Here is a 19,437-nt window from a genome sequence, read left to right as displayed (position 1 = left end):
CACCATGTCTACAACCGAACGATCCCGGAATCGGCAAGGCTATGCCGCGATAGAAAAACACAGTCAGCAATGGCTGCTCGATGCTGGCACCAAGGCCCGCCACACCGCCCGTCAGCAAGGGGCAGCGGCCCTCGACTGGTTTGCCAGCGCCGCTGCCGAAATGCCCGGGCGGGTCGCCAGCCTGCAGGACGACTACCGCGAGCACCTGGCCTTGAGCCGGCAGGTGGACGCCTGGCTCGATACCCTTGCCAACCCTGAAGCTTATGTCGAACCGCTGCTCAAGGCCGCCCTGCAAGGCGCCTTCGGACTCGACCTGGATGTACGCAATACCTGGCTGTTCCAACCTCGCCGGATACAACACGCCGATTCCTTCCTGACCGCATCCAGGGATTGGGCGGTGGAAAATTTCAAATCCTTCCGCCTGGCCTGCCAACCCCTGCTCAGTGTGGCGCTGCAAAACTTTGAAGCCTGGGAGTGCGAACCCGGTGGCATGGACTTGCCGGTAGCCAAGGCGCGCATCTTCACCGTCACCCCCGGACAGGCGCTGTGGGACGGCAAGACCCTTGACATCGTCCCGGAACGCTTCGCTGCACTCTGTCGCAACCTTGATTTCGGCAAGCTGTTCCAGCAACGCATCACCCGGACCTTCGAACCCCATGCCGCCGACGATCCGACCGTCCGGGTCCGGCGCCAGGAAGCCTTCAAGCGCCACGAGCAGTCCGGCCTGCTGTTGCAACTGCACTTGGCGCAGATGGCCGGCCGCATCGACCTGCCGCTGTACCAGGCCATATCGCGGGTACTGCACAACCGCGACGCGCACATCGAGGGGGTGGCACTGACCTGCTCCTGCCTGACCCTATGGAACGTCGAGCTCAACGGCATCCTGCTGTTCGGCGCGGACCGCGCCCTGCGTCACGGGCCGGACCGGATCGTCGTGCATATCCCCGATGATCCCGACGAGCCTTTGCGCCAGTACCCCTCGTTTCTCGACTTCACTCGCCACTTGCGCGACCGCCTGGTACAGCCGCAATACCTGAAGTTTTTCCAGCGCTTCATTCCCCTTCGCCAGCGCGGCCATTTGCTCGGGCAACTGCACCAGGCCTTCCATCCCAAGGTATGGAATCCGGGGGGCTGGTACGAAGATGGCCTGGACCCCAAGGCCAGCCTGCCGTTTCGCGAGCGCACCCTGGAGGGCCTGCTGATGCCGACCCTGCTGCGCCGGCGCATTGCCGCGCTCAGGGATGACGGACTGTTCCTGGTAGTGCCCACGGCCAGCGAGGATCACAAGAGCCTGGCCGGCAAACTCGAGTATTTTGCCCAGGCGGCGCTGGTGGGCCTCAATACCCTGGCTTTTGCCGTGCCGGTGGTGGGTGCCGCGATGATGGTGTTCGGCGCCGCGCAACTGGCACATGAAGTGTATGAAGGCATCGGTGAATGGAGCCGGGACGATCGCCAGCAGGCCTGGAGCTATCTGTTCGACGTACTCGAGAACCTGGCCCTGTTCGCCGCCCTTGGTGCCGCCGCCGGTTCCCGGCCCGGAACTGCCGCGCGCGAATTGCCGAACCTGCCCGATACCCTGCATCCGGTGGAGCTGGCTGACGGCAGCACGCGTCTGTGGAACCGCGACCTGCAGCCGTTCGCCCACGACATCGTGCTTCCGCCCGGGCTGGCCCCTAACGCCAGGGGGCTCTATGAATACCAGGGCAAACAATGGCTGGCTCGCGACGGACGTCATTATTCGGTGGTGCATCGCGAGGACGGCAGTGCGTTTCTTGAGCATCCCCGAAGGGCCGACGCTTATCAGCCGCGCCTGTGGTCGCACCCGGGAGGCGCGTGGCTGCATGAGCTGGACCGGCCACAGGAATGGTCCGGAGCAAGCCTGTTCCAGGGGCTGGGTGCCGTGGCTGCGGGGCTCGATGCCGAGCAGACCGGGCAGTCGCTGTTGATCAGTGGTTGTCACGAGTCCGAACTGCGCCAGGCGCTGGTAGAAGGGCAACGACTACCTGCACTGCTGGAGGAAACCCTCCTGCGCCAACGGCTTTACGTCGAGGTGGCGCAGGGCGAGGGCAACCTCGACCCGGCGCGGCACGCACTGCAGTTCGATTCGCGCTACCAGGCCGCCTTCGCTGCACCGACGGCGGCCCAGCAGCTTGTACTGCGTGACTTCGGCGGGCTGCCGCGTCGAGTGGTGGACGAGTTGCTCGAGCACGCCAGCGCCGAGGAACTGGAGCAGTTGGAGCGCCAGCGCAAGGTACCTTCGCGCCTTGCCGAAGAAGCCCGGGTGTACCTGCAGAAGGTGCGCCTGATGCGTGCCTACGAAGGGCTCTGCCTGCAGGCCCTTGGCAATGACGACAGCGCCCGGCTGGCGCTCCACAGCCTGACGGGATTGCCCGGCTGGCCAGAACAGCTCGCCTTGGAGGTCCGAGCCCTGCGCGGGGACGGCCCTCTGCTCGACCGCGTCGGTCCGTCGTCGGCCGCGGACCCACGGGTGCTGGTAAAGAGTGCCGACGGCTATCGCCTCGCCGGGACGCCGAAAGGGCAGGCTGGCGACCTGTTCAAGGTGCTTCTGGAAGCGTTCACCGCGGAACAGCGCCAGGCGCTTGGCCTGAGCGTGAGCGACCTCGGCCAGGCCCTGCGCCTCCAGGTCCTGCAGCGTCCGCTGCCACGGCCGGCGTTGCGCAAGGTTCTGCACATGCAGCCGATCCGTCCGGCCATGCGTTCTCCCATGCGCCTGGCCAGTGGCCGGCCAGGCTATCCCTTGAGCGGGCACGGGCAATTGCCGCCGGAAGTGTCCGAGAACACCTTGCTCGACCGTATCCGCCTGCTGGAGTTGCCAGACCTCTTCGCCGCCGATCTGCTCCAGCAACTGCGTGCCGGTGGTCTGGACGACGCGGTCATCGACGCGCGACTGGTCGCCCTGCTCGAAGAGCGTGGGCACATGCAACGCCTGCTGCCGATGGGTGAGGTGCCGCAGCAGATGGGCGACAGCGAAGCGATCATCAGCGACCGGCAACAGATCGAACTGGCCCTATGGCAACACTGGCGTGACAACCTGCTACCGGAGATCGGCCGCAGCAACGTACCGCTGCGCCTGTTCGCGGTATCGCTGGAGGCGTTTCCGGAAGAGTTGCCGGCCTTCTTCCGTACCCGAGTCCAGGCCCTGGAGCTTTCCGGGGTCGCCGTGCCGCCGCCGGTGATGACCCCTGATGCAGCGGGCATCCTGCGCTTCGAGGACCGTTTGCAACGACTGTTGCGCGATTTGCCACGGGTCACCCGGCTGGAGATCGACGGGATCCATGGCCGCGGCATACACGACCTGCCGCGCACGGTGGTTGGCGCCTACCCCCAACTGGCCGAGCTGCGCCTGGTCAATCTGCAACTGCCACTCGGTCAGGAGATGCTGGATGAACTCTGCCGTCTCGGCGAACTGCGCCACCTCGACCTTAGCGGAAACCGGCCCAGCCACTTGCCGGTACGCCTGGGCAGCAGCCTGCAACTGGAGTTCCTCGGCCTTGATCGCCTGGGGCTGGAGGAGTGGCCGGACTGGCTGGACAGCGAGGCGCTTGATGGCATAGAGCGCTTGTCCCTGCGCGATAACCGGCTTACCAGCCTGCCGCCCTACCTGCGCGACAATCCTGCCCAGGCCGAACGATCTACCTGGATCTCGCTGCGCGGCAATTTGTTTTCCCACCAGAGCCTGATCGGAATCCGCACCAGTGCCTGGAACGGGCGGCGCTTTCGCTTCGATCTCGTCATCCCGCAGAGCGTGGAGAACATCGTCGCCAACCTGATGCGCGAGCGTGAGCAACTGGCCACAGCCATCGACCAATGGGTACAGGCCTCGCAGCGCGACCTTGCATTGGACGGCTCGCGCATCATTGCGCGGCGCTCCCTCGGCGCAGCGCTGCTGGCCGAGTGGTCGCTACAGGCCCAGGGCTCGACCCTGCGCTCGCTGGTGCTGGAAGATATACGGCTGGACGATTTTCCAGTCCCGCTGCCGGCTTTCTTCCTCGACCGCATCAGTCGCCTGGAACTGATCCGCCCGGTCGGCAGCGCGCAGCAACTCGATGGGCTATTGCGCCGCTTGCGCAATCTCCAGCATCTGATCATCAGCGCTACCGTGCTGGAACGCCTGCCTGCCGTTCTTGGCGAACTCGGGCAACTGCACCACCTGGCTTTGATCGACGCCGGGCTGCAGGTCGACCAGGCCCTGCTCGATGAGCTGGTCCGCCTGCCCGGGCTGACCTCGCTGGAGTTGGGCGGCAACCGTCTCGGCGAGATCAGCGATACCTCGCGAATCAGCCAGCGGTCCTTCAATCTACTGGCGCTGGATCGTATGGACATCAGCCAATGGCCGGCCTGGCTGGACAGCTTGCTGCCCGAACGCGTCCAGTGGCTGAATCTCAACCACAACCGCCTGGAGGCGCTGCCGTCCTACCTGCTGGAAAATCAGGAGCGTGCCAGTGGCAGCACGGAAATCTCCTTGGAAGGCAACCCGCTGAGCGAGGAGATCATGTATTCCGCGCACCTCTCCGAGGGCCTTGCCAGGCCCTACACCTTCCATCTGGACCTGCCCGATTCCATCCGCCGCCTGGGCAGCAGCTGGCGTGGATCCAGCTCGGGCGGTGGCAGTTCCAGCGGGACCTCGCAGATGGACGTGATCAGCGTGGATGCCTGGCTGGACCGGGCCGACGCGGTCAGCGATGCCCGCCGCCAGTTGTGGCAGCAGCTGGAAACCGGCGATGACGCCGACGACCTGCTGCGCCTGATCAACCGCCTGCGCTATACCGCCGAGTACCGCAACGCCGCGACCCGGCCCGACCTGCTGGAGCGGGTGTGGCAGGTGCTGACCATCAGTGCCCACGATGCCGAGGTGCGCCTGATCCTCAATGGTATGGCCGAAGAGCCCGTGCGTCAGTTGCGAGACTACGACACTTGCCCGGACGGTATTCGCCTGGAGTTCAACCAGATGGAAGTGCTGGTCTACACCGGACAGGCGTTGCGCTCGGCCAGCGCCGGGCAGCGCGGGCCGGTGCTTTATCGGCTGATGCGTCGCCTGTATCGCCTGCACGAGCTGGACAATATCGCTCGCCAGGAGGCCGGGGCCCGGGACGAGGCCGAGGTGCGCCTGGCCTATCGTTTGAACCTGGCCGGCCAGCTGGATTTGCCGCTGGCGCCGGAGCAGATGCTCTATGCCGCCTCCGCAAGCCTGCGGCCCGATGAGCTCGAACGCGTGGCGACGCGGGTGCGCCAGGGTGAGAACGGCCAGGGCATGCTCGACTATGCGGCGCAGCGGGATTTCTGGCTGAGCTACCTGCAGGAGACGTACGCCTCGCGCTTCACCGCCATCCGTGAAGCTTTCGAGGCCCAGGTGCTGGGCCTGGACGATCTGTATCCGGATGACACCCCGGTGCAGAGCAGTGCCCGTATCCAGTCGCTGATCGACCAGCGCAAGGCGGATGAAGCCGCCCTGGTCGGAGAGCTGACCCACCGCGAAGGGTTGCAGTCGGAGCGGTAGGTAACGGATCCGGCATTCAGTTTTTCGCCAGGTACGCCCGGACCTTGTCCTGCTGCGCCTGTGGCAGCCACGGCTGCCACACCTGCGGATATTCCTTGAGGAAGGCCCGTGCCGCTACGGCCGGGTCCTGGCGTTGTTCGCTCATCTGCGCCAGCAGCGTGTTGAGGGTCTCGATGGGCAGGTCGACCTTGTTGAAAAACTCCACCAGGTCCGGATATTGCTCATGGAAGGCCTTCGATACGCCGATGGACAGTCTGGCCGGTAGCGACCGGCTGCCCTTGGGCGCAGGGTTGGCCGGGTTGGTCAGGGTGGCCCAGGCTTGCTCGTCGAACGGTGGTTCTTCAAGACGTACGAGCTTGAAGCGCCCCATCAGCGGGGTGGGCGACCAGTAGTAGAACAGCACCGGCTTGCCGCGGCGGATCGATGAGGTGACCTCCGCATCCAGCGCGGCACCTGAGCCGCTGCGGAAATTGTTGTACAGGCTGTCCAGGCCATAGGCCTTGAGCTTCTGGCTGTTGACGATTTCCGAGGTCCAGCCGCTGGGACTGTTGAGGAAGCGGCCTTTTCCCGGGGCCTCCGGATCGGCGAAGACCTTGGCGTAGCGTTGCAGGTCGGTGACCGCGCGTAACTCCGGCGCCAGGGCTTCGATACCCTTGGCCGGGTCGCCCTTGATCACGAATTCCGGTACATACCAGCCTTCATCGGCGTGCTTGACCGTATCGCCCAGGGCGAACACCTGGCCGGCCTGCTCGGCCTTGACCCAGGCCGGGCTACGGCCAGCCCACTCCTCGGCGATCACCTGGATATCGTTGCGCGCCAACGCCACCTCCATGCTCACTGTGCTACCGGGCAATGTGTCGGTGGGGTAGCCGTAGCCGTGCTCGACGATCAGGCGCAGCACCTCGGTGGTGAAGCTGCCGCTTTCCCAGGTGATCTCGCCGAAGTGGATCGGCGTCTTCGGCGCGGCCAGCGCGCCAAGGGAGAGCAGGGCGGAGCAGAACAGCAGGGCCAGGCGTTTCATAGGCATGGGGCTCGAATGACGGTGGGCTGAGTGTAGACAGCGGCGCGGGCGCGGCGACTCACTTGGAACCACGGGACCGGCAGCGGGCCCCAATCGGCTCGCTGCGGAGCCTCTTCCCGAGTGTCGGCGGGCAGGCTGCCGACTGACCGAAGGCTGTGCGGCTGGTGCAATGGCGGAACCTACAATCCTCCAGGATTCACGACATGCACAAATTATGGGCCAGCGTCAGCCCCCACGGGATTCTCGACAACACCTACGCCACCTCGGCGCTCACCGACGGCTCGTGCCGGATGGTCAGCCATCAGGGCACCCTGTATTGCGTTTATGTCGATGGGCCGGGCAGTTCGGGGCCCATTAAGTGCATCACCCGCACGTCTATCGCGGACTGGGGCGAACCGAAGACCATCGGCGAGGTACATAGCAAGTTCACGCCGTCCCTCTTCGTATTCAACGAGCGTGTCCACCTGCTGATTACTGGAGTGCTCGGCAAATCCTTGCTGATGACCCTGAACCCGGGCAGCGGGCAATTCGAGCTGGACCACTGGACCGATATGAACATCTCCGAGACCGCTTCGGCGGCGGTGCTTGCCGGACGCCTGCATCTGTTCTACCAGACCCCGGACGGCAGCAACCTCCTGCACCGCTCGACCACCGACCTCAAGGAGTGGACCAAGCCTGCCTATGTGAAAACCGACGGCCAGAACACCGCGCGCAGCTGGCTCAGCCCCCTGGCGATCACGTATCAGGGACTGATCCATCTGATCTACAAGGAAGTCGATGGTGACTTCCGCCTGATCAGGTTCGATGGCGATACGCACTGGACCCGCAGTCGTCTCCTGCTTGCCGATAACTTCCACCATTCACCGGCGGGGGTCGTGCACAACGGACTGCTCAAGCTGCTGTTCAGCGACAAGGTGGGCTACCCCGCCTACGACATCCACCAGTACGCCTACGACGGCAACGTTCTTGGCCCGGCGACCGTCAGCACCGAGCTGGGGGCGGCGAAAAGCCCCGGCGCGGCTGTGCTCGACGGTGTCCTCCACGTGCTGTATCGCGGCCAGCCCTGACTGCGGAGGTTCGTTTCATGTCAGTTGATAATCCGATCCGCCGTTATATCGACAGCCACCTGATCGTCGGTCTAGCCGACGACCTGTTCTTCAACGAGCTGGAGGTCATCCTCGGCGATATCGTCGAACTGCTGCCCACGGCGCCGGCCAATGCCCGGGACAGCGCGTCCTACCTGGCCTACGTGATTTCCCGGCAGTACATGCGCAGCGGCAATCATGACCAGCAGAGCCGTTTCGCCCAGCGCATGGGCGAGCTGTTGCGTCGCCTGTACCACGAGCCGGCGTTTATCGCGCCACTGGGCCGGGCTTCGGCGCAGGACGGTTTTGCCCTGTTGCTGGTGGTGTACCGGGTGCACTACGTGCTGACCATGAACGGCCTGCTGGCGGAGGGCGCGCCGTTGCTGCTGGATGCTGGCGAGCCGTTGCGCGTTCTGCAGATCATCGTCGGTTCGGTCTATGGCCCTTGGCATGCGCATATCCGCCTGCAGGGCGGCCTGCGTGACTATTACCACTGCCGGATTCGCGATCATGCCGGCTCGCCGCAGATTGAGATCGGCCGCTTGCGCGGGGCGGCGGCAGGCCTGGAATTGCGCCTGGCCACCTGGAACATGCAAGGTACCTCGGCCACAGCCGAAAGCAAGTGGCGCACGCGCCTGCTGCAACTGGCCCGGGTCAATGACCTGGTGGCGGTACAGGAGGCGGGCACGCCGCCAGCCTCGGCGCAACTGGTGACGCGCCTGGATGTGCCGGACCAGTTCGGCACTGTGCAGGTGGTAGAGCAATACCTGTGGCAGGCCGGCACCCTGGCGCGGCCGGAGGCATACCAGGTGTATTTCCTCGATGTGCAGCGCCTGCGGGTCAACCTGGCGCTGGTGCTGCGTGCCGATGTGCGCGTGGACGTGCGTGAAGTGCTGCTGATCGCCGATGGCGTGGTCGAGTCCGGCAGCCTGCCGGTGGCCCGCCCGGCCCTGGGCGTGCGCTTGCGCCGGCGCGCAGCGGGGGCGACGGCGTTCAGCGAGGAGGTCACGGTGTACAACTTCCACGCCCTGTCCGGCGGCGGCTCGAATGCCCCGCGGATGCTGCGCGAAGTCAGCTGGCACACCGACACGCCCTATGTACTGCTGGGAGACTTCAATCGCGACCCGACGCAGGGCAACTGGGTCTCGCCGCAGGACCTGGCGCGGATCGAGCCGGCCAGCGACAACACCCACCCGAGCACCGGGGCGGTGACCATGCTCGATTATGCGGTGGTCAATGGCAGTACCGAGCCGATCGAGCCCGGGGTGGTGGATGTGCCGGGGCCTTCGGATCATTTGCCGGTGAGTTATGTGATCCGCTTCAGTTAAGAGTCTCTGTGTTGCTACCGGCCGCACCGCAGCGATGAGGCCAGTAGCAACCACATCAATCCCCGAGCAATCCGCCTGCGGTTGCCATAACCCACCCGCCGTCGCATAGTCGAACCCATTTCCCCCTGCAAGGAACCCCACATATGCTGATCGACGCTTCCCGCGCCACGCTGCTGGTCATCGATGTCCAGGAAAAACTCATCGGCGCGGTGAGCGATCCCGCCGGAACCCTGGCGCGGACCCGCTGGCTGCTCGCTGCCACCGCCGAACTGGGTCTGCCCACGGTGATCTCCGAGCAGTATCCGAAGGGCCTTGGCCCGACCGTGGCCAGCCTGCTGGAAGCGGCACCGCAGGCGCAGGTGGTGGAAAAGCTGCACTTCTCCTGCGTCGCCGGCGAGTGCCTGCCGGCCTCGCTGCTGGCCCGCGAGCAGGTGATCGTCTGTGGCATGGAGACCCATGTCTGCGTGCTGCAGACCGTATTCGAGCTGCTGGAAAGCGGCAAGCAGGTGTTCGTCGTCGCCGATGCCTGCGACAGCCGTACCGTTGAAAGCAAGGTCGCAGGCCTGGAACGCATGCGCGGGGCCGGGGCGCAGATCGTCACCCGCGAGATGGTGCTGTTCGAACTGATGCGCAGCTCCAGCCACGAGAAATTCCGCATCCTCAGCAAGACCTTCCTGGTCGGGGAGCAACCCTGAAAGGCCCGGCGCGCTGGCTGCCGTTTGCACTCCTGGCACTGCTGGCCGGTTGCGTCGGTACGCGCACCAGCCAGGAGCCCAGGCTGTCGGACGCACAGGTTCGCGACAAGGTCGCCGCGCTCCTGCCGGCCAATGTCAGTGACCGCCAGGGCTGGGCGCGGGATATCCAGGTCGCCCTGACCAGCCAGAAGCTCGATCCCAGCCAGTCGAATATCTGTGCCGTTCTGGCCGTGACCGAGCAGGAATCCACCTTCAGCGCCGACCCGCAGGTGCCCAACCTCGGCCGTATCGCCCGCGAGGAAATCGATCGTCGTGCGGCCAAGGCATTCGTTCCAAAAGCATTGGTCAATGCCGCCCTGGATACCCGCTCGCCCAACGGCAAGACCTGGAACCAGCGGCTTGCCGCCGTGCGCAGCGAGCGTGAACTGAGCGGCCTGTACGACGAACTGACCGGGTCGCTACCCCTGGGCCGCACCCTGCTTGGCGGTTTCAACCCGGTGCGTACCGGCGGGCCGATGCAGGTCAGCATCGACTTCGCCGAGCGCCATGCCCGCGACTACCCCTACGACCATGACGGCAGCGTGCGCCAGGAAGTCTTTACCCGGCGCGGCGGCATGTACTTCGGTACCGCCCATTTGCTTGGCTATCCGGCCAATTACCCGCGACCGTTGTACCGCTTCGCCGATTTCAACGCGGGCTGGTATGCGAGCCGCAACGCGGCGTTCCAGGCGGCGCTGAGCCGGGTGACCGGGGTGAAGCTGGCGCTGGATGGCGACCTCATCGCCCACGGCTCGCTGCTGCCGGGGAGCACCGAGAAGGCGGCGCGCATGCTGGGCGAGCGCTTCGGCATGCGCAACCCGACCATTCGCGCGCAACTGGAAAAGGCTGATAGCCAGGACTTCGAGGCGACCCGCCTGTACCAGCAGGTGTTCGCCCTGGCGGACAAGGCGGCGGGCAAGCGGGTAGCCCGGGAAGTGTTGCCGGGGATCAGGCTGGAAAGTCCGAAGATCACCCGGCAACTGACCACGGCATGGTTCGCCAATCGGGTGGATGAGCGATATCAGCGCTGCATGAAGCGGTGATCTTTCGGGCCTCATCGCTGGCAAGCCAGCTCCCACAGGGTCAGAGTACTGTGGGAGCTGGCTTGCCAGCGATGAGGCACTCAAGGTCCTACTCAGGATTTGCCTGCAGCCAAGGCCCCCACCACCTGCTCCACCCCGGCCTTCAACCCGGACACGCTGTCGGGCGCATCGGTATCCACCACCACCAGCCTCGCCCCCGACGCGGCAATTACCTCCACCACCGCCTGCACCGGCTGCTTGTGATGCAGCACCAGTGCCACATCCTGCCCTTTCAACTCGTCACCCAGTTGCTTGAGCTGCTCCGCCGTCCATTGGTCATCGGCCACTTGCGGGTGATCGATCAGGTCAAGGTTCAAGCCACCCACCAGATACCCCAGTCGATCCGACAGGTTGACCACGCTCAGGTTGTCCGCCTCGGCCAGCTTCGCCTCGCTGGCGGCAGAGAGGTCGAGCAGCTGGCGCTTGAGCCCGGCCAGGTTGGCCTGGATCTTCTCGTGGTCGGCCGGCGACAGGCGCCCGAGATCGTTGGCCAGCACATCGGCCATGCGCCCCAGGTTGGTCGGGTTCAGCCAGGGGTAGCCGGCAAACACGTTGTCGCCCTGTACCGCGATGCCTGGCAGGGCGCCGTCCACCGGGTGCGCGGCGTCGATCTCGACGATGCGGATATTGCTGCGGCGTGCCACCGGGTACAGCGGATCGTCACTCCATATCGAGCGCAGGCCGATCACGGCATCGGCCTTGGTCGCTGCCTTTTGCAGGCTGGTCGCGCCACGACCACTGAAGTACGACGGCTGGCGCGTGGCCGGGAGGTTTTCCGGCGCGGCGCGCACCAGCTTCACCGAGGTGCCATCGAGCAGCAGGCTGCCGAGGCCGTAGGTCACCGGCAGCGAGGCCAGCACGGTGACGGCGGCCTGTTGCTGCACGGCAGGTTTCGCCGTGTCCCGGGCCTGGACGTCGAGGGGAAGGGCGGCGAAGGGCAGGCCGGCCAGCAGCACGGCCAGGCTCAGGTGCTTGAGGTTTGCAGTCATGCCGGGTTTCCTTGCAGGCGTGGAACCAGGCCGCGCGCCAGCGCGGCGAGGGCGAAGAAGCTGCCGGCGACCAGGATGATCGCTGCGCCCGAAGGTACCGGCAGGTCGAAGACGATAGGCAGGAGAATGCCGATCAGGGTGCTGAAGGTGGCGATCAGTACCGAGGCGAAGAAGAAGCCTTTTAGCGACTGGCTGACCAGCCGCGCCGCTGCCGCCGGAATCACCAGCAGGGCACCGACCAGGATGGCGCCGATGACTTTCACCGCCGCCACCGTGACCAGGGTCACCAGCACCACGAACAGGTAGTCCAGGCGCTTCACCGCCACTCCGCGTACTGCCGCCAGTTGCGGGTTGAAGCTGGCCAGCATGATGCGGTTGTACAGCGGCAGGGCCAGGGCCAGCACCAGGCCGGCGACGATGCCGAGCACCACCAGGTCCTGCCCGCTGACCGTCAGCACCGAGCCGAACAGCACGTTCTCCAGGATGTGCACGTTGATCTTGCCCGCCAGCATCAGCAGCAGGCTCGCCCCCAGGGCCAGGGATACCGAGAGGAATACGCCGATCAGGGTGTCCGGCGACAGTCCGGTGCGGTTGCGCAGGTAGTTGAGCAGGATGCCGAACAGCAGGCAGTAGCCGAACAGGCTGCCATAGGGGCCGGTGTAGGGCTCGCCGAGCAGGATGCCGATGGCCACGCCGGTCAGCGCCGCATGGCCAACGGCCTCGGAGAAGAAGGCGAAGCGCTTGACCACCACCAGGGTGCCGAGGCCGCCCAGCACCGGGCCGATCATCAGCCCGGCGAGCAGAGCATTGACCACGAAGCCATAGGCCAGGGCTTCGGGCAGGTAGCCGGCGCTGGCCCAGCCCTGGATCAGCAGGCGGAATTCTTCGTAGTTCATCAGGTGGTGCTCTCGCTGCGCGGGTGGATGGAGAACAGGCCGAGCAGGCGCTCGGGGGTCAGGGCTTCCCTGGGCGGTGCGTCGAACAGCACCCGGCGGCTCAGGCCGGTGACGCGGTCGGCCAGGCGGGACACGGCTTGCAGGTCGTGCTCGATCCATAGCACCGTGGTCCCGGCCTGGCGCCATTCGCCGAGCAGGCGCTCGAACACCTGGATACCGGCTTCGTCCAGCGCCGACATGGGTTCATCCAGTACCAGCAATTGCGGCGCCGGGATCAGACCCTGGGCCAGCAGCACGCGCTGGCGCTCGCCGCCGGACAGGGCGCCCATGCGCCGCTTGCGCTTGTCCTGCATGCCGACCCGGGCCAGAGCCGCGTCGATGGCCGGCGACACGCGTCTGGACAGGCCGAGGAACGCCGGGGTGCGCTGGCACATCGCGGCCATGAAGTCATCCACGGTCATCGGCAGGCCACGGTCGAATTCCAGGGCCTGGGGCACATAGCCGATCACCCGGGCTGCGTCCGGCCAGGTCAGGGCCAGGCGGCCCTGGTGCGGCATCTGCCCGAGCAGGGTCTTGATCAGCGAGCTCTTGCCGCCTCCGTTGGGGCCGACGATAGCGTGCACGCTGCCGGCCGCGACCTGGAATCGCACCTGGTCGAGGATCCGCGTGCGGCCAAGGGTCAGGTCGATGCCGTCGAACTCGATGGACGGCCCGCAGGGCGCGGCGAGGACGGGTTCGGCCACGGTCATGCCTGGTTCTCCTTGATCGCGCGGACCACGGTGTCGAGGTTGCGCTTCATTTCCACTTCGTATTTCTCCTTGGTGTATTCGCCGTAGGAGATATGGGTCAACGGGTAGAGCTTGACCCCTGCTTCGCGCTGGATGGTCTCGACATAGGCGGACGGGAAATCCATCTCGGAGAAGATCACCTTGACGTCCAGGGCATGCAACTGGTCGATGGTCTTCTTCAGTTGCGCCGGGCTCGGTTCGATACCGTGGGCAGGTTCCACCACCGCAGTGACTTCCAGGCCGAACTCGCGCACCAGGTAGTCGTAGGCGGCATGGATGGTGGCGACGCGGAACGACGGGTTCGGCGCTTCGGTCAGTTGCGCCAGGGCATCGGCGCGCAGCTTGCGCAGGCGCTTGGCGTAGTCGCGGGCGTTCTGGGTGTAGAACCTGGCGTTGTCCGGGTCCAGCTTGCCCAGCTCGCGGGCGATATTGTTGACCTGGGCGATGCTGGCGCTGATCGACAGGAAGGTGTGCGGGTTGACCACCTTGCCGGCGCCACGGGCAGCGATGCCGGTGGCGGCCAGCAGTGGCACGTTGGCGTTGGATTCGATGGTCGCGATGCCGGGCCTTTCGCTGGCGGCGATCATGCGGTCGGCGAAATCGTCGTGGCCGACACCGTTGAGCACGATCACATCAAGCGTGCCGATGCGCTTGATATCGTCGGCCCGCGGTTCGTAGGCATGGGGATTGAAACCGGCCGGAATCAGCGGCACTACTTCAGCGCGGTCGCCAACGATATTGCTGACGTAGCTGTAGTAGGGATGCAGGGTGATGCCGATGCGCAGCGGCTTGCCGTTTTCGGCGAAGGCCAGGGTGGGCAGGGCCACGGCGACGAACAGGCTGAGGACTCGGAGGACAACGGAACGGAGCATGGGCATTCCTTGCGGGTCAGTGCTGATGCTGGCGGGTGACACCGGCGTCGTAATGGGTGGCGATCTGTTTCCAGCCGGCGGCCTGCAGGGCGCTGGCGGTCAGTTCGGCGGGCAGGGTGGGCGCGGCCTCGCGGCTCAGCCAGACATCGGCTGCGCCGTCGTGGGCCTCGGGCACCAGCAGGACGAAGCTGCCGGCGGTGTCCGGTTTCGCGGTCAGGCCGACATAAGCGGCGTTGAGCTGGCGCCACTGGTGGGCACCGCGGGTAACACTGCTGGCATCGGCGACGAAGGGCGCGAAGCCTTCCTCGGCCAGCAGTTCGACGCTGGCCAGGCCGGGCTCTTCATCGCGGCGCGCCTGGATCTCGTCGAAGGCCACCCGCAAATCGGTGTAGATGCCTTGCTCGGCAGCATTGAGATCAAGCCGGGCATCCAGTTGGTGGGCCTCGACCCGGGTCTCGTCCTCGCGCTCGCCGCGCAGGCCGACCACGGCGGCGGCCAGCGCCAGGATCAACAGGGCGACCAGCGCCACATAGAGGGTTTCATGTCCGGCACCGGCCGGTCGTACCACCTGGACCTGGCTCATGGTTCACCAATGTCGGCATGGTCGATTTCCACCACATGGCCGGGGCCGGCATCGAACAGCACGTAGAACTCACCGTCCGGGCGCTTGAAAGTCAGGGTCGAGTCGTCGCCGAGCTTGCCGGGTACCAGCACCGTCTCGTCGTAGCCGATCACATCCAGGGTCACCCCCGGCGCGCCGCTGCCGTCGGAGAAGCCGCCGGTGCATTTGATCCGTTCGCCATCGACCGGCTCGCACTGGCACATCGGGTTGTGCGCCAGGGCAGGGCCGGCGCAGGCCAGCAGCAACAGGGGCAGGACGCGCCTGCCGGCTTTGAAGATCATGGTTTGCCTCCTTGTTTGTTCAGCCAGGCGAGGGTGGCAGGTGATGCCTTGGCCAGGGGGACCGAGGTCTGGTGCAGGCTGCCGTCCCAGCCTTCGAGGGTGATCCACAGTTCGGCGTCGGCGCGGGTGCGCGCGGGTACCGGCAGGCTGGTGCTCATGCGGTGCGGGTTGCCGAAGAAGATGGTGCCGGCGGCGCGCAGGCTGCGCGGCTTGCCGATGCGCAGGTAGGCGGCCTTGACCTCGCTGCCGCAGGAGCTGCACAGCGAGGCGTTGAAGGCCTTGAAGTAACCGGCCGGGCCGTCCTGGCGCGGGGCTTCGGCGAGCAGTTCGGAAAGGCTGATGCTCCATGGGCCGACGGCGATGTTTTCGATCGGGTTAGCGCCGAGGCCGCTTTCGCCGCGGAACATTTTCGCGTCGGCGAAGTACTTGGGCATGAAGCCGAGGGGAATCAGCAACAGCAGGATGTTCAGGTGGAAGCGCCATTTCAGCCACCACCGTTTCAGCGGGCTCGGTGTGGCGACAGCGTCGCGGGCCTGGCTCATGGCTGCATCTCCGTGGCGGCTTCGCCGGTGACCTTGGTTGCCCTCGGCGTCCTGTCGGCACGCTTGAGGGCGGCGGCGGTGGCCTGGGCGGTGCGCTTGGTCCAGATCAGCAGGCCGCTGAGCACCATCATCGACAGCAGCAGGCCGAAGAAGGCCCAGATCAGCTTGATGGCGAGCCCGCCGAAGTCACCGGTATGCAGCGGGCGCATGGATTCGGTGACGAACTCCAGGGCCGAGCGGTCGCCGACCAGGAACGAGGCGTCGACCTTGCGTGTGTAGGGGTTGACGCTGGCGGTCTGGAACATCAGCGGATACCAGCCGCGGCCGCCCAGGTAGATGTGGCCGTAGGCATTGGACGGCAGTTGGGCGAAGGTCACGTCCAGGCCGGGGACCTGCGTGGTGGCGATGCGCGTGGCTTCGTCGAGGTCGATGCGCGGTACCGGGGCCTTGCTGTCCGACAGCGGCACGTCTTCGCGAGCGATCACCGGAGTGATCGGCTCGGTGGAAAGGGTGATGTGGTTGTCGGCGAGGAGTGCCTGGATCAGGAACCAGGTGCCGGTGATGGAAATCACCGCGATGAACCAGATCGACCAGATGCCGCTCAAGCGATGGAAGTCGCCCCAGAAGATCCGCGCGCCGTGGTTGAAACGCAGGGTCGGTTTGAAAAAGCCCTTCCAGAAACGCTTGTAGACCACCAGCCCGGTGACCAGCGACGCCAGCATCGGCAGGCCGAGCAGCGACACCAGGTACCAGCCCCAGCTGTAGCCATTGGTGAAGGGCACCAGCCACCAGCCGTGCAGGGCACGGGTAAAGCCTTCGAAGTTGAAGTCCGGGCTCTTGCCCTGGATCGCCCCGGTATAGGGGTTCACATAGAGGATCGGCGCGGTGCCGTCGGGGAAGGTCACGGCGGCGTTCAGGGCGAAGTGCGAACCGTCCGGCTGGCTGATGTAGCGCACGGCCATGTCCGGCTCGGCCTGCTTCAAGGCATCGAGGACCTGCTGGAAGCTCAGGCGCTCGGCATCGTCGTTCGGTTTGCTGGCGCGCACATCGGGGTTGGCCAGCCAGACGATTTCCTGGCTGACCACGGCCAGGGTGCCGGTGACGCAGACGATCAGCACGAAGAACCAGATGGGCAGGGCAAGCCAGCTGTGGACCAGGAACCACAACCTGGATTTGGACTTTTTCGATTGTTGGGCCATTGCATCAGTCTTGTTCGTAAAAAGTGGGGTCGAGCCGATGCTCAACCGAGGGCTGCACTTGTAAGGACGAATGAGAATCGAAAACCTGCGCAGGAATATGTAAGTAAATAATTCATGGGCAGGTTTCGGGCAGCTCCCGATGGACTGATGTGCTGACTGTGGACCTCCCGATAGTGGTGGGACAACACAGACCCTGTGGGAGCTGGCTTGTCGGACCGCCGCACCGCAGCGATAGGGCCCGATCAGACAGCTTCATTGCCCGAACTGGCCTCATCGCTGGCAAGCCAGCTCCCACAGGGGACGGTGCAGACCTTAGAGCTCGCGGATCACCCGGAACCCGAGCCAGTCCCCACGGGTAGTGATGTACACGTTATTGCGGTTCCCCGAGCGCGAGAAGATCGGCGCTTCGCCCCAGTCATTGCCGCGGATCTGCACCACCTTGCAGCCCGGCTCCTTCCACGCGCTGCCATCGCTCGGCGCGCCGACGTAGCTGTCGTGATGGCAGTCGGCAACGAACTCATAGACATTGCCGTGCATGTCGTACACGCCGAAATCGTTGGGCGGATAGCTGCCTGCCGGCGATGTGTAGCTGTAGCCGTCCTTCGGCCCGTACACGTTGGCGTGCTGGCTGATCTCGTACTCGGCGTCCGGGTCCAGCGGGAACGGGAAGGGCCCGGTGCTGCCGCCGCGCGCGGCATATTCGCGCTCGGCTTCGCTGACCATGCGGTAGTGCTTGCCGGTCTTCTTCGACAGCCAGGCCACATAGGCTTCGATATCGTGATAGTCCATGCACACCGCCGGCTGTTTCGGGCCTTGCTTGTAGCGCGGCTTGCTGGCCTTGCACTCGCGACCCGGGCGGGTGTCGCCATCGGCGATCTTCACCCCGGACTCACGGATATACGCATCCCATTCCCCGGCCGTGACCTGGAAACGGCTAATGGCGAAGGGCCTGGCGAAGGTCACCTGGTGCAGCGGGCCTTCATCCGGCTGGCGTCCCAGCTCGTCGTCCGGGGTGCCCATCATGTAGCTGCCGGCGGGCAGCACGACCATTTCCGGGCAAGCGGTCTTGCAGTCGCGAAACACCGTACCGGGCTGGTCGCCGGCCGCCAGGGCGGGCAGGCTGGCGGAGCCGAGCAGGGCGGTCAGGGTGAGGCGGAACAGGACAGGAGTCATCGCAAGGCTTTCCTTCAGAGTTTCTTGATCAGCAGGGCCATGGCCCGGTCGATTTCCTGCTCGTCGTTGAGCAGGCCCGGGGCCAGGCGGATCACCGGGCCGACATCGCGGTTCACCGCGTCGGACATCACCTTGTTGTCCGCCAGGTACGCGGCGATGGCGTCCGGGTCGCGGTCCTTGATACGGAAGAAGGTGAAACCGGCGGAAAACTCGCTGCTGCGCGGAGTTACCAGCTGGATCTGCCGGTGCTCCAGCAAACGTGCCTTGAGGCGGTCGTTGAGCTGGTGGATGCGCGCCTGGACCTCGGCCTTGCCCAGTTGCAGGTGCAGTTCGAAGGCCTTGCCCATGGCCCAGCGATGTTCGAAGGCGTGGTAGCCGCCCGGGGTCATGGTGGTGGCGAAGTCCTCGTCCTGGGAGAAGGTGGCGAAGGTCGGCACCAACGGCCCCATCTGTTCCGAGGCGGCGCAGATCAGCCCGGTGCCGCGCGGGCCGAACATCCATTTATGCACGCCGGAGATGAAGTAGTCGCAATTGAAGTCGGCGAAGCGCTGGTTGTCCACGCCGAAGCCGTGCACACCGTCCACCACGTAGATGATCCGGTTGTGCTCGTCACGGTCGCGGTTGTGCCGGCGGACGATCTCGCCGATTTCGCCCACCGGCAGCTTCACGCCGCTGCCGGAATGCACCCAGGTCATGCCGAGGACGCGGGTTTGCGGGCGGATGGCCTGGTCGATGGTGGTGAGCACCTGGTCCTTGGAAATCTCCCACGGGTTCCTGAACAGGCGCAGCTTGCGTACCTGGGTGCCCTGGCGGCGGGCGCGAAAGGCCAGGGTCCTGTGGGTGGAATAATGCTCGTGCTCGGTGGTGAGGATTTCCTGGTCGGCGCCCACCTGCAGGCCGCCGTAGATCATGCCCAGGCCCTCGGTGGTGCTGCCGGTCAGGGCGATCTGCCGCGGCCGCACTTCCAGGTAGCGCGCGGCCCAGTCACGGACCTCGCCCTCGCGCTGCCATTCGTACTGGCTCTCCCAGTCCATCAGCGCCGCCGGGTTGCGGTCGATCTCGCGGCGGTAATGGTCGATGGCCTCCTGCACCGGGCGCGGATGGGCGGTGATCAGGAAGTTGGCGAAGTGTGCGGTGTCCGGGTCCAGGGGAAACAGCTCGCGCAGGCGCCGCCATTTGTCCGGCCCCTGCAACAGCGGCATGCCGGCAGGTTTTTCGGCAGCCTTGGCCAGCGAACTGGCCAGCGGCAGGCCGGCACCCAGGATGGCGGCCTGCTTGAGAAAGGTGCGGCGATCGTTCATGTCGGG

Annotated in this window: 16 protein-coding genes; 5 read left to right on the top strand and 11 right to left on the bottom strand. The window is 65.6% G+C overall.

Annotation, left to right across the window (positions count from 1 at the left end):
* Window positions 1-4: 4 nt before the first annotated feature.
* On the top strand, window positions 5-5,518 hold the full coding sequence (locus N7650_RS12300; protein WP_279898419.1) for a DUF6543 domain-containing protein: 5,514 nt from the start codon (window positions 5-7) through the stop codon (window positions 5,516-5,518).
* A 16-nt stretch (window positions 5,519-5,534) separates the two neighbouring features.
* Here N7650_RS12300 and N7650_RS12295 read toward each other — a convergent pair whose 3' ends face one another.
* Window positions 5,535-6,539 carry an ABC transporter substrate-binding protein gene (locus N7650_RS12295; RefSeq protein ID WP_009394566.1) on the bottom strand — a complete coding sequence of 335 codons (1,005 nt, stop codon included), beginning with the start codon at window positions 6,537-6,539 and terminating at the stop codon, window positions 5,535-5,537.
* Window positions 6,540-6,742: 203 nt separating this feature from the next.
* Here N7650_RS12295 and N7650_RS12290 point away from each other — a divergent pair, with 203 nt between their 5' ends.
* From N7650_RS12290 to N7650_RS12275, 4 genes are all read left to right on the top strand, one after another.
* The gene (locus N7650_RS12290; protein WP_009394568.1) at window positions 6,743-7,606 is read left to right on the top strand and encodes a hypothetical protein; all 864 of its coding nucleotides are present in this window, start codon (window positions 6,743-6,745) and stop codon (window positions 7,604-7,606) included.
* Between the two features lie 17 nt (window positions 7,607-7,623).
* Window positions 7,624-8,952: an endonuclease/exonuclease/phosphatase family protein gene (locus tag N7650_RS12285; RefSeq protein ID WP_279898418.1), complete on the top strand. Its 1,329-nt coding sequence runs from the start codon at window positions 7,624-7,626 to the stop codon at window positions 8,950-8,952.
* A 143-nt stretch (window positions 8,953-9,095) separates the two neighbouring features.
* Window positions 9,096-9,647, top strand: a complete 552-nt coding sequence (locus tag N7650_RS12280) for a hydrolase (protein WP_009394571.1) — start codon at window positions 9,096-9,098, stop codon at window positions 9,645-9,647.
* A complete protein-coding gene (locus N7650_RS12275) occupies window positions 9,644-10,729 on the top strand; it encodes a DUF1615 domain-containing protein (RefSeq protein WP_347815651.1) in 1,086 nt (361 codons plus the stop codon). The genes N7650_RS12280 and N7650_RS12275 overlap by 4 nt, the downstream gene beginning before the upstream one ends.
* A 92-nt stretch (window positions 10,730-10,821) precedes the next feature.
* On the opposite strand, the gene N7650_RS12270 is transcribed toward N7650_RS12275, so the two are convergent.
* The 10 genes from N7650_RS12270 to N7650_RS12225 all read right to left on the bottom strand — a co-directional run bounded on the left by N7650_RS12270 (window position 10,822) and on the right by N7650_RS12225 (window position 19,431).
* Window positions 10,822-11,757, bottom strand: a complete 936-nt coding sequence (locus tag N7650_RS12270) for a zinc ABC transporter substrate-binding protein (protein WP_279898415.1) — start codon at window positions 11,755-11,757, stop codon at window positions 10,822-10,824.
* Window positions 11,754-12,653: a metal ABC transporter permease gene (locus tag N7650_RS12265; RefSeq protein ID WP_009394575.1), complete on the bottom strand. Its 900-nt coding sequence runs from the start codon at window positions 12,651-12,653 to the stop codon at window positions 11,754-11,756. The genes N7650_RS12270 and N7650_RS12265 overlap by 4 nt, the downstream gene beginning before the upstream one ends.
* Window positions 12,653-13,402: a metal ABC transporter ATP-binding protein gene (locus N7650_RS12260; RefSeq protein ID WP_279898412.1), complete on the bottom strand. Its 750-nt coding sequence runs from the start codon at window positions 13,400-13,402 to the stop codon at window positions 12,653-12,655. Before N7650_RS12260 ends, N7650_RS12265 begins: the two co-directional genes overlap by 1 nt.
* A complete protein-coding gene (locus tag N7650_RS12255; RefSeq protein WP_279898410.1) occupies window positions 13,399-14,313 on the bottom strand; it encodes a metal ABC transporter substrate-binding protein in 915 nt (304 codons plus the stop codon). The genes N7650_RS12260 and N7650_RS12255 overlap by 4 nt, the downstream gene beginning before the upstream one ends.
* A 16-nt stretch (window positions 14,314-14,329) precedes the next feature.
* Window positions 14,330-14,896, bottom strand: a complete 567-nt coding sequence (locus N7650_RS12250) for a DUF6162 family protein (protein ID WP_279898409.1) — start codon at window positions 14,894-14,896, stop codon at window positions 14,330-14,332.
* Complete coding sequence (locus N7650_RS12245) at window positions 14,893-15,216, bottom strand: hypothetical protein (RefSeq protein WP_279898407.1); 324 nt, start codon at window positions 15,214-15,216, stop codon at window positions 14,893-14,895. Before N7650_RS12245 ends, N7650_RS12250 begins: the two co-directional genes overlap by 4 nt.
* Complete coding sequence (locus N7650_RS12240; RefSeq protein WP_279898405.1) at window positions 15,213-15,758, bottom strand: thiamine pyrophosphate-binding protein; 546 nt, start codon at window positions 15,756-15,758, stop codon at window positions 15,213-15,215. Before N7650_RS12240 ends, N7650_RS12245 begins: the two co-directional genes overlap by 4 nt.
* Entirely contained in the window at window positions 15,755-16,957 is a 1,203-nt protein-coding gene (locus N7650_RS12235) for a PepSY domain-containing protein (RefSeq protein ID WP_009394589.1), read from the bottom strand. Before N7650_RS12235 ends, N7650_RS12240 begins: the two co-directional genes overlap by 4 nt.
* A 312-nt stretch (window positions 16,958-17,269) precedes the next feature.
* Window positions 17,270-18,130, bottom strand: a complete 861-nt coding sequence (locus tag N7650_RS12230) for a formylglycine-generating enzyme family protein (protein WP_009394597.1) — start codon at window positions 18,128-18,130, stop codon at window positions 17,270-17,272.
* A gap of 14 nt (window positions 18,131-18,144) precedes the next feature.
* Complete coding sequence (locus tag N7650_RS12225; protein ID WP_009394599.1) at window positions 18,145-19,431, bottom strand: aminotransferase class V-fold PLP-dependent enzyme; 1,287 nt, start codon at window positions 19,429-19,431, stop codon at window positions 18,145-18,147.
* Window positions 19,432-19,437: the final 6 nt, after the last annotated feature.

This window comes from Pseudomonas sp. GD04058 (assembly GCF_029836855.1).
Classification (GTDB): Bacteria; Pseudomonadota; Gammaproteobacteria; order Pseudomonadales; family Pseudomonadaceae; genus Aquipseudomonas; species Aquipseudomonas bharatica.
Note: the sequence above shows the minus strand (reverse complement) of the source record. Positions and strands in the feature narration are given on the sequence as shown.

Excerpts from the sequence above, each read along its gene's own strand:
- N7650_RS12300 (WP_279898419.1), top strand. The coding sequence starts at position 5 with ATGTCTACAACCGAACGATCCCGGAATCGGCAAGGCTATGCCGCGATA.
- N7650_RS12295 (WP_009394566.1), bottom strand. The coding sequence starts at position 6,539 with ATGAAACGCCTGGCCCTGCTGTTCTGCTCCGCCCTGCTCTCCCTTGGC.
- N7650_RS12290 (WP_009394568.1), top strand. The coding sequence starts at position 6,743 with ATGCACAAATTATGGGCCAGCGTCAGCCCCCACGGGATTCTCGACAAC.
- N7650_RS12285 (WP_279898418.1), top strand. The coding sequence starts at position 7,624 with ATGTCAGTTGATAATCCGATCCGCCGTTATATCGACAGCCACCTGATC.
- N7650_RS12280 (WP_009394571.1), top strand. The coding sequence starts at position 9,096 with ATGCTGATCGACGCTTCCCGCGCCACGCTGCTGGTCATCGATGTCCAG.
- N7650_RS12270 (WP_279898415.1), bottom strand. The coding sequence starts at position 11,757 with ATGACTGCAAACCTCAAGCACCTGAGCCTGGCCGTGCTGCTGGCCGGC.
- N7650_RS12265 (WP_009394575.1), bottom strand. The coding sequence starts at position 12,653 with ATGAACTACGAAGAATTCCGCCTGCTGATCCAGGGCTGGGCCAGCGCC.
- N7650_RS12260 (WP_279898412.1), bottom strand. The coding sequence starts at position 13,402 with ATGACCGTGGCCGAACCCGTCCTCGCCGCGCCCTGCGGGCCGTCCATC.
- N7650_RS12255 (WP_279898410.1), bottom strand. The coding sequence starts at position 14,313 with ATGCTCCGTTCCGTTGTCCTCCGAGTCCTCAGCCTGTTCGTCGCCGTG.
- N7650_RS12250 (WP_279898409.1), bottom strand. The coding sequence starts at position 14,896 with ATGAGCCAGGTCCAGGTGGTACGACCGGCCGGTGCCGGACATGAAACC.
- N7650_RS12245 (WP_279898407.1), bottom strand. The coding sequence starts at position 15,216 with ATGATCTTCAAAGCCGGCAGGCGCGTCCTGCCCCTGTTGCTGCTGGCC.
- N7650_RS12240 (WP_279898405.1), bottom strand. The coding sequence starts at position 15,758 with ATGAGCCAGGCCCGCGACGCTGTCGCCACACCGAGCCCGCTGAAACGG.
- N7650_RS12235 (WP_009394589.1), bottom strand. The coding sequence starts at position 16,957 with ATGGCCCAACAATCGAAAAAGTCCAAATCCAGGTTGTGGTTCCTGGTC.
- N7650_RS12230 (WP_009394597.1), bottom strand. The coding sequence starts at position 18,130 with ATGACTCCTGTCCTGTTCCGCCTCACCCTGACCGCCCTGCTCGGCTCC.
- N7650_RS12225 (WP_009394599.1), bottom strand. The coding sequence starts at position 19,431 with ATGAACGATCGCCGCACCTTTCTCAAGCAGGCCGCCATCCTGGGTGCC.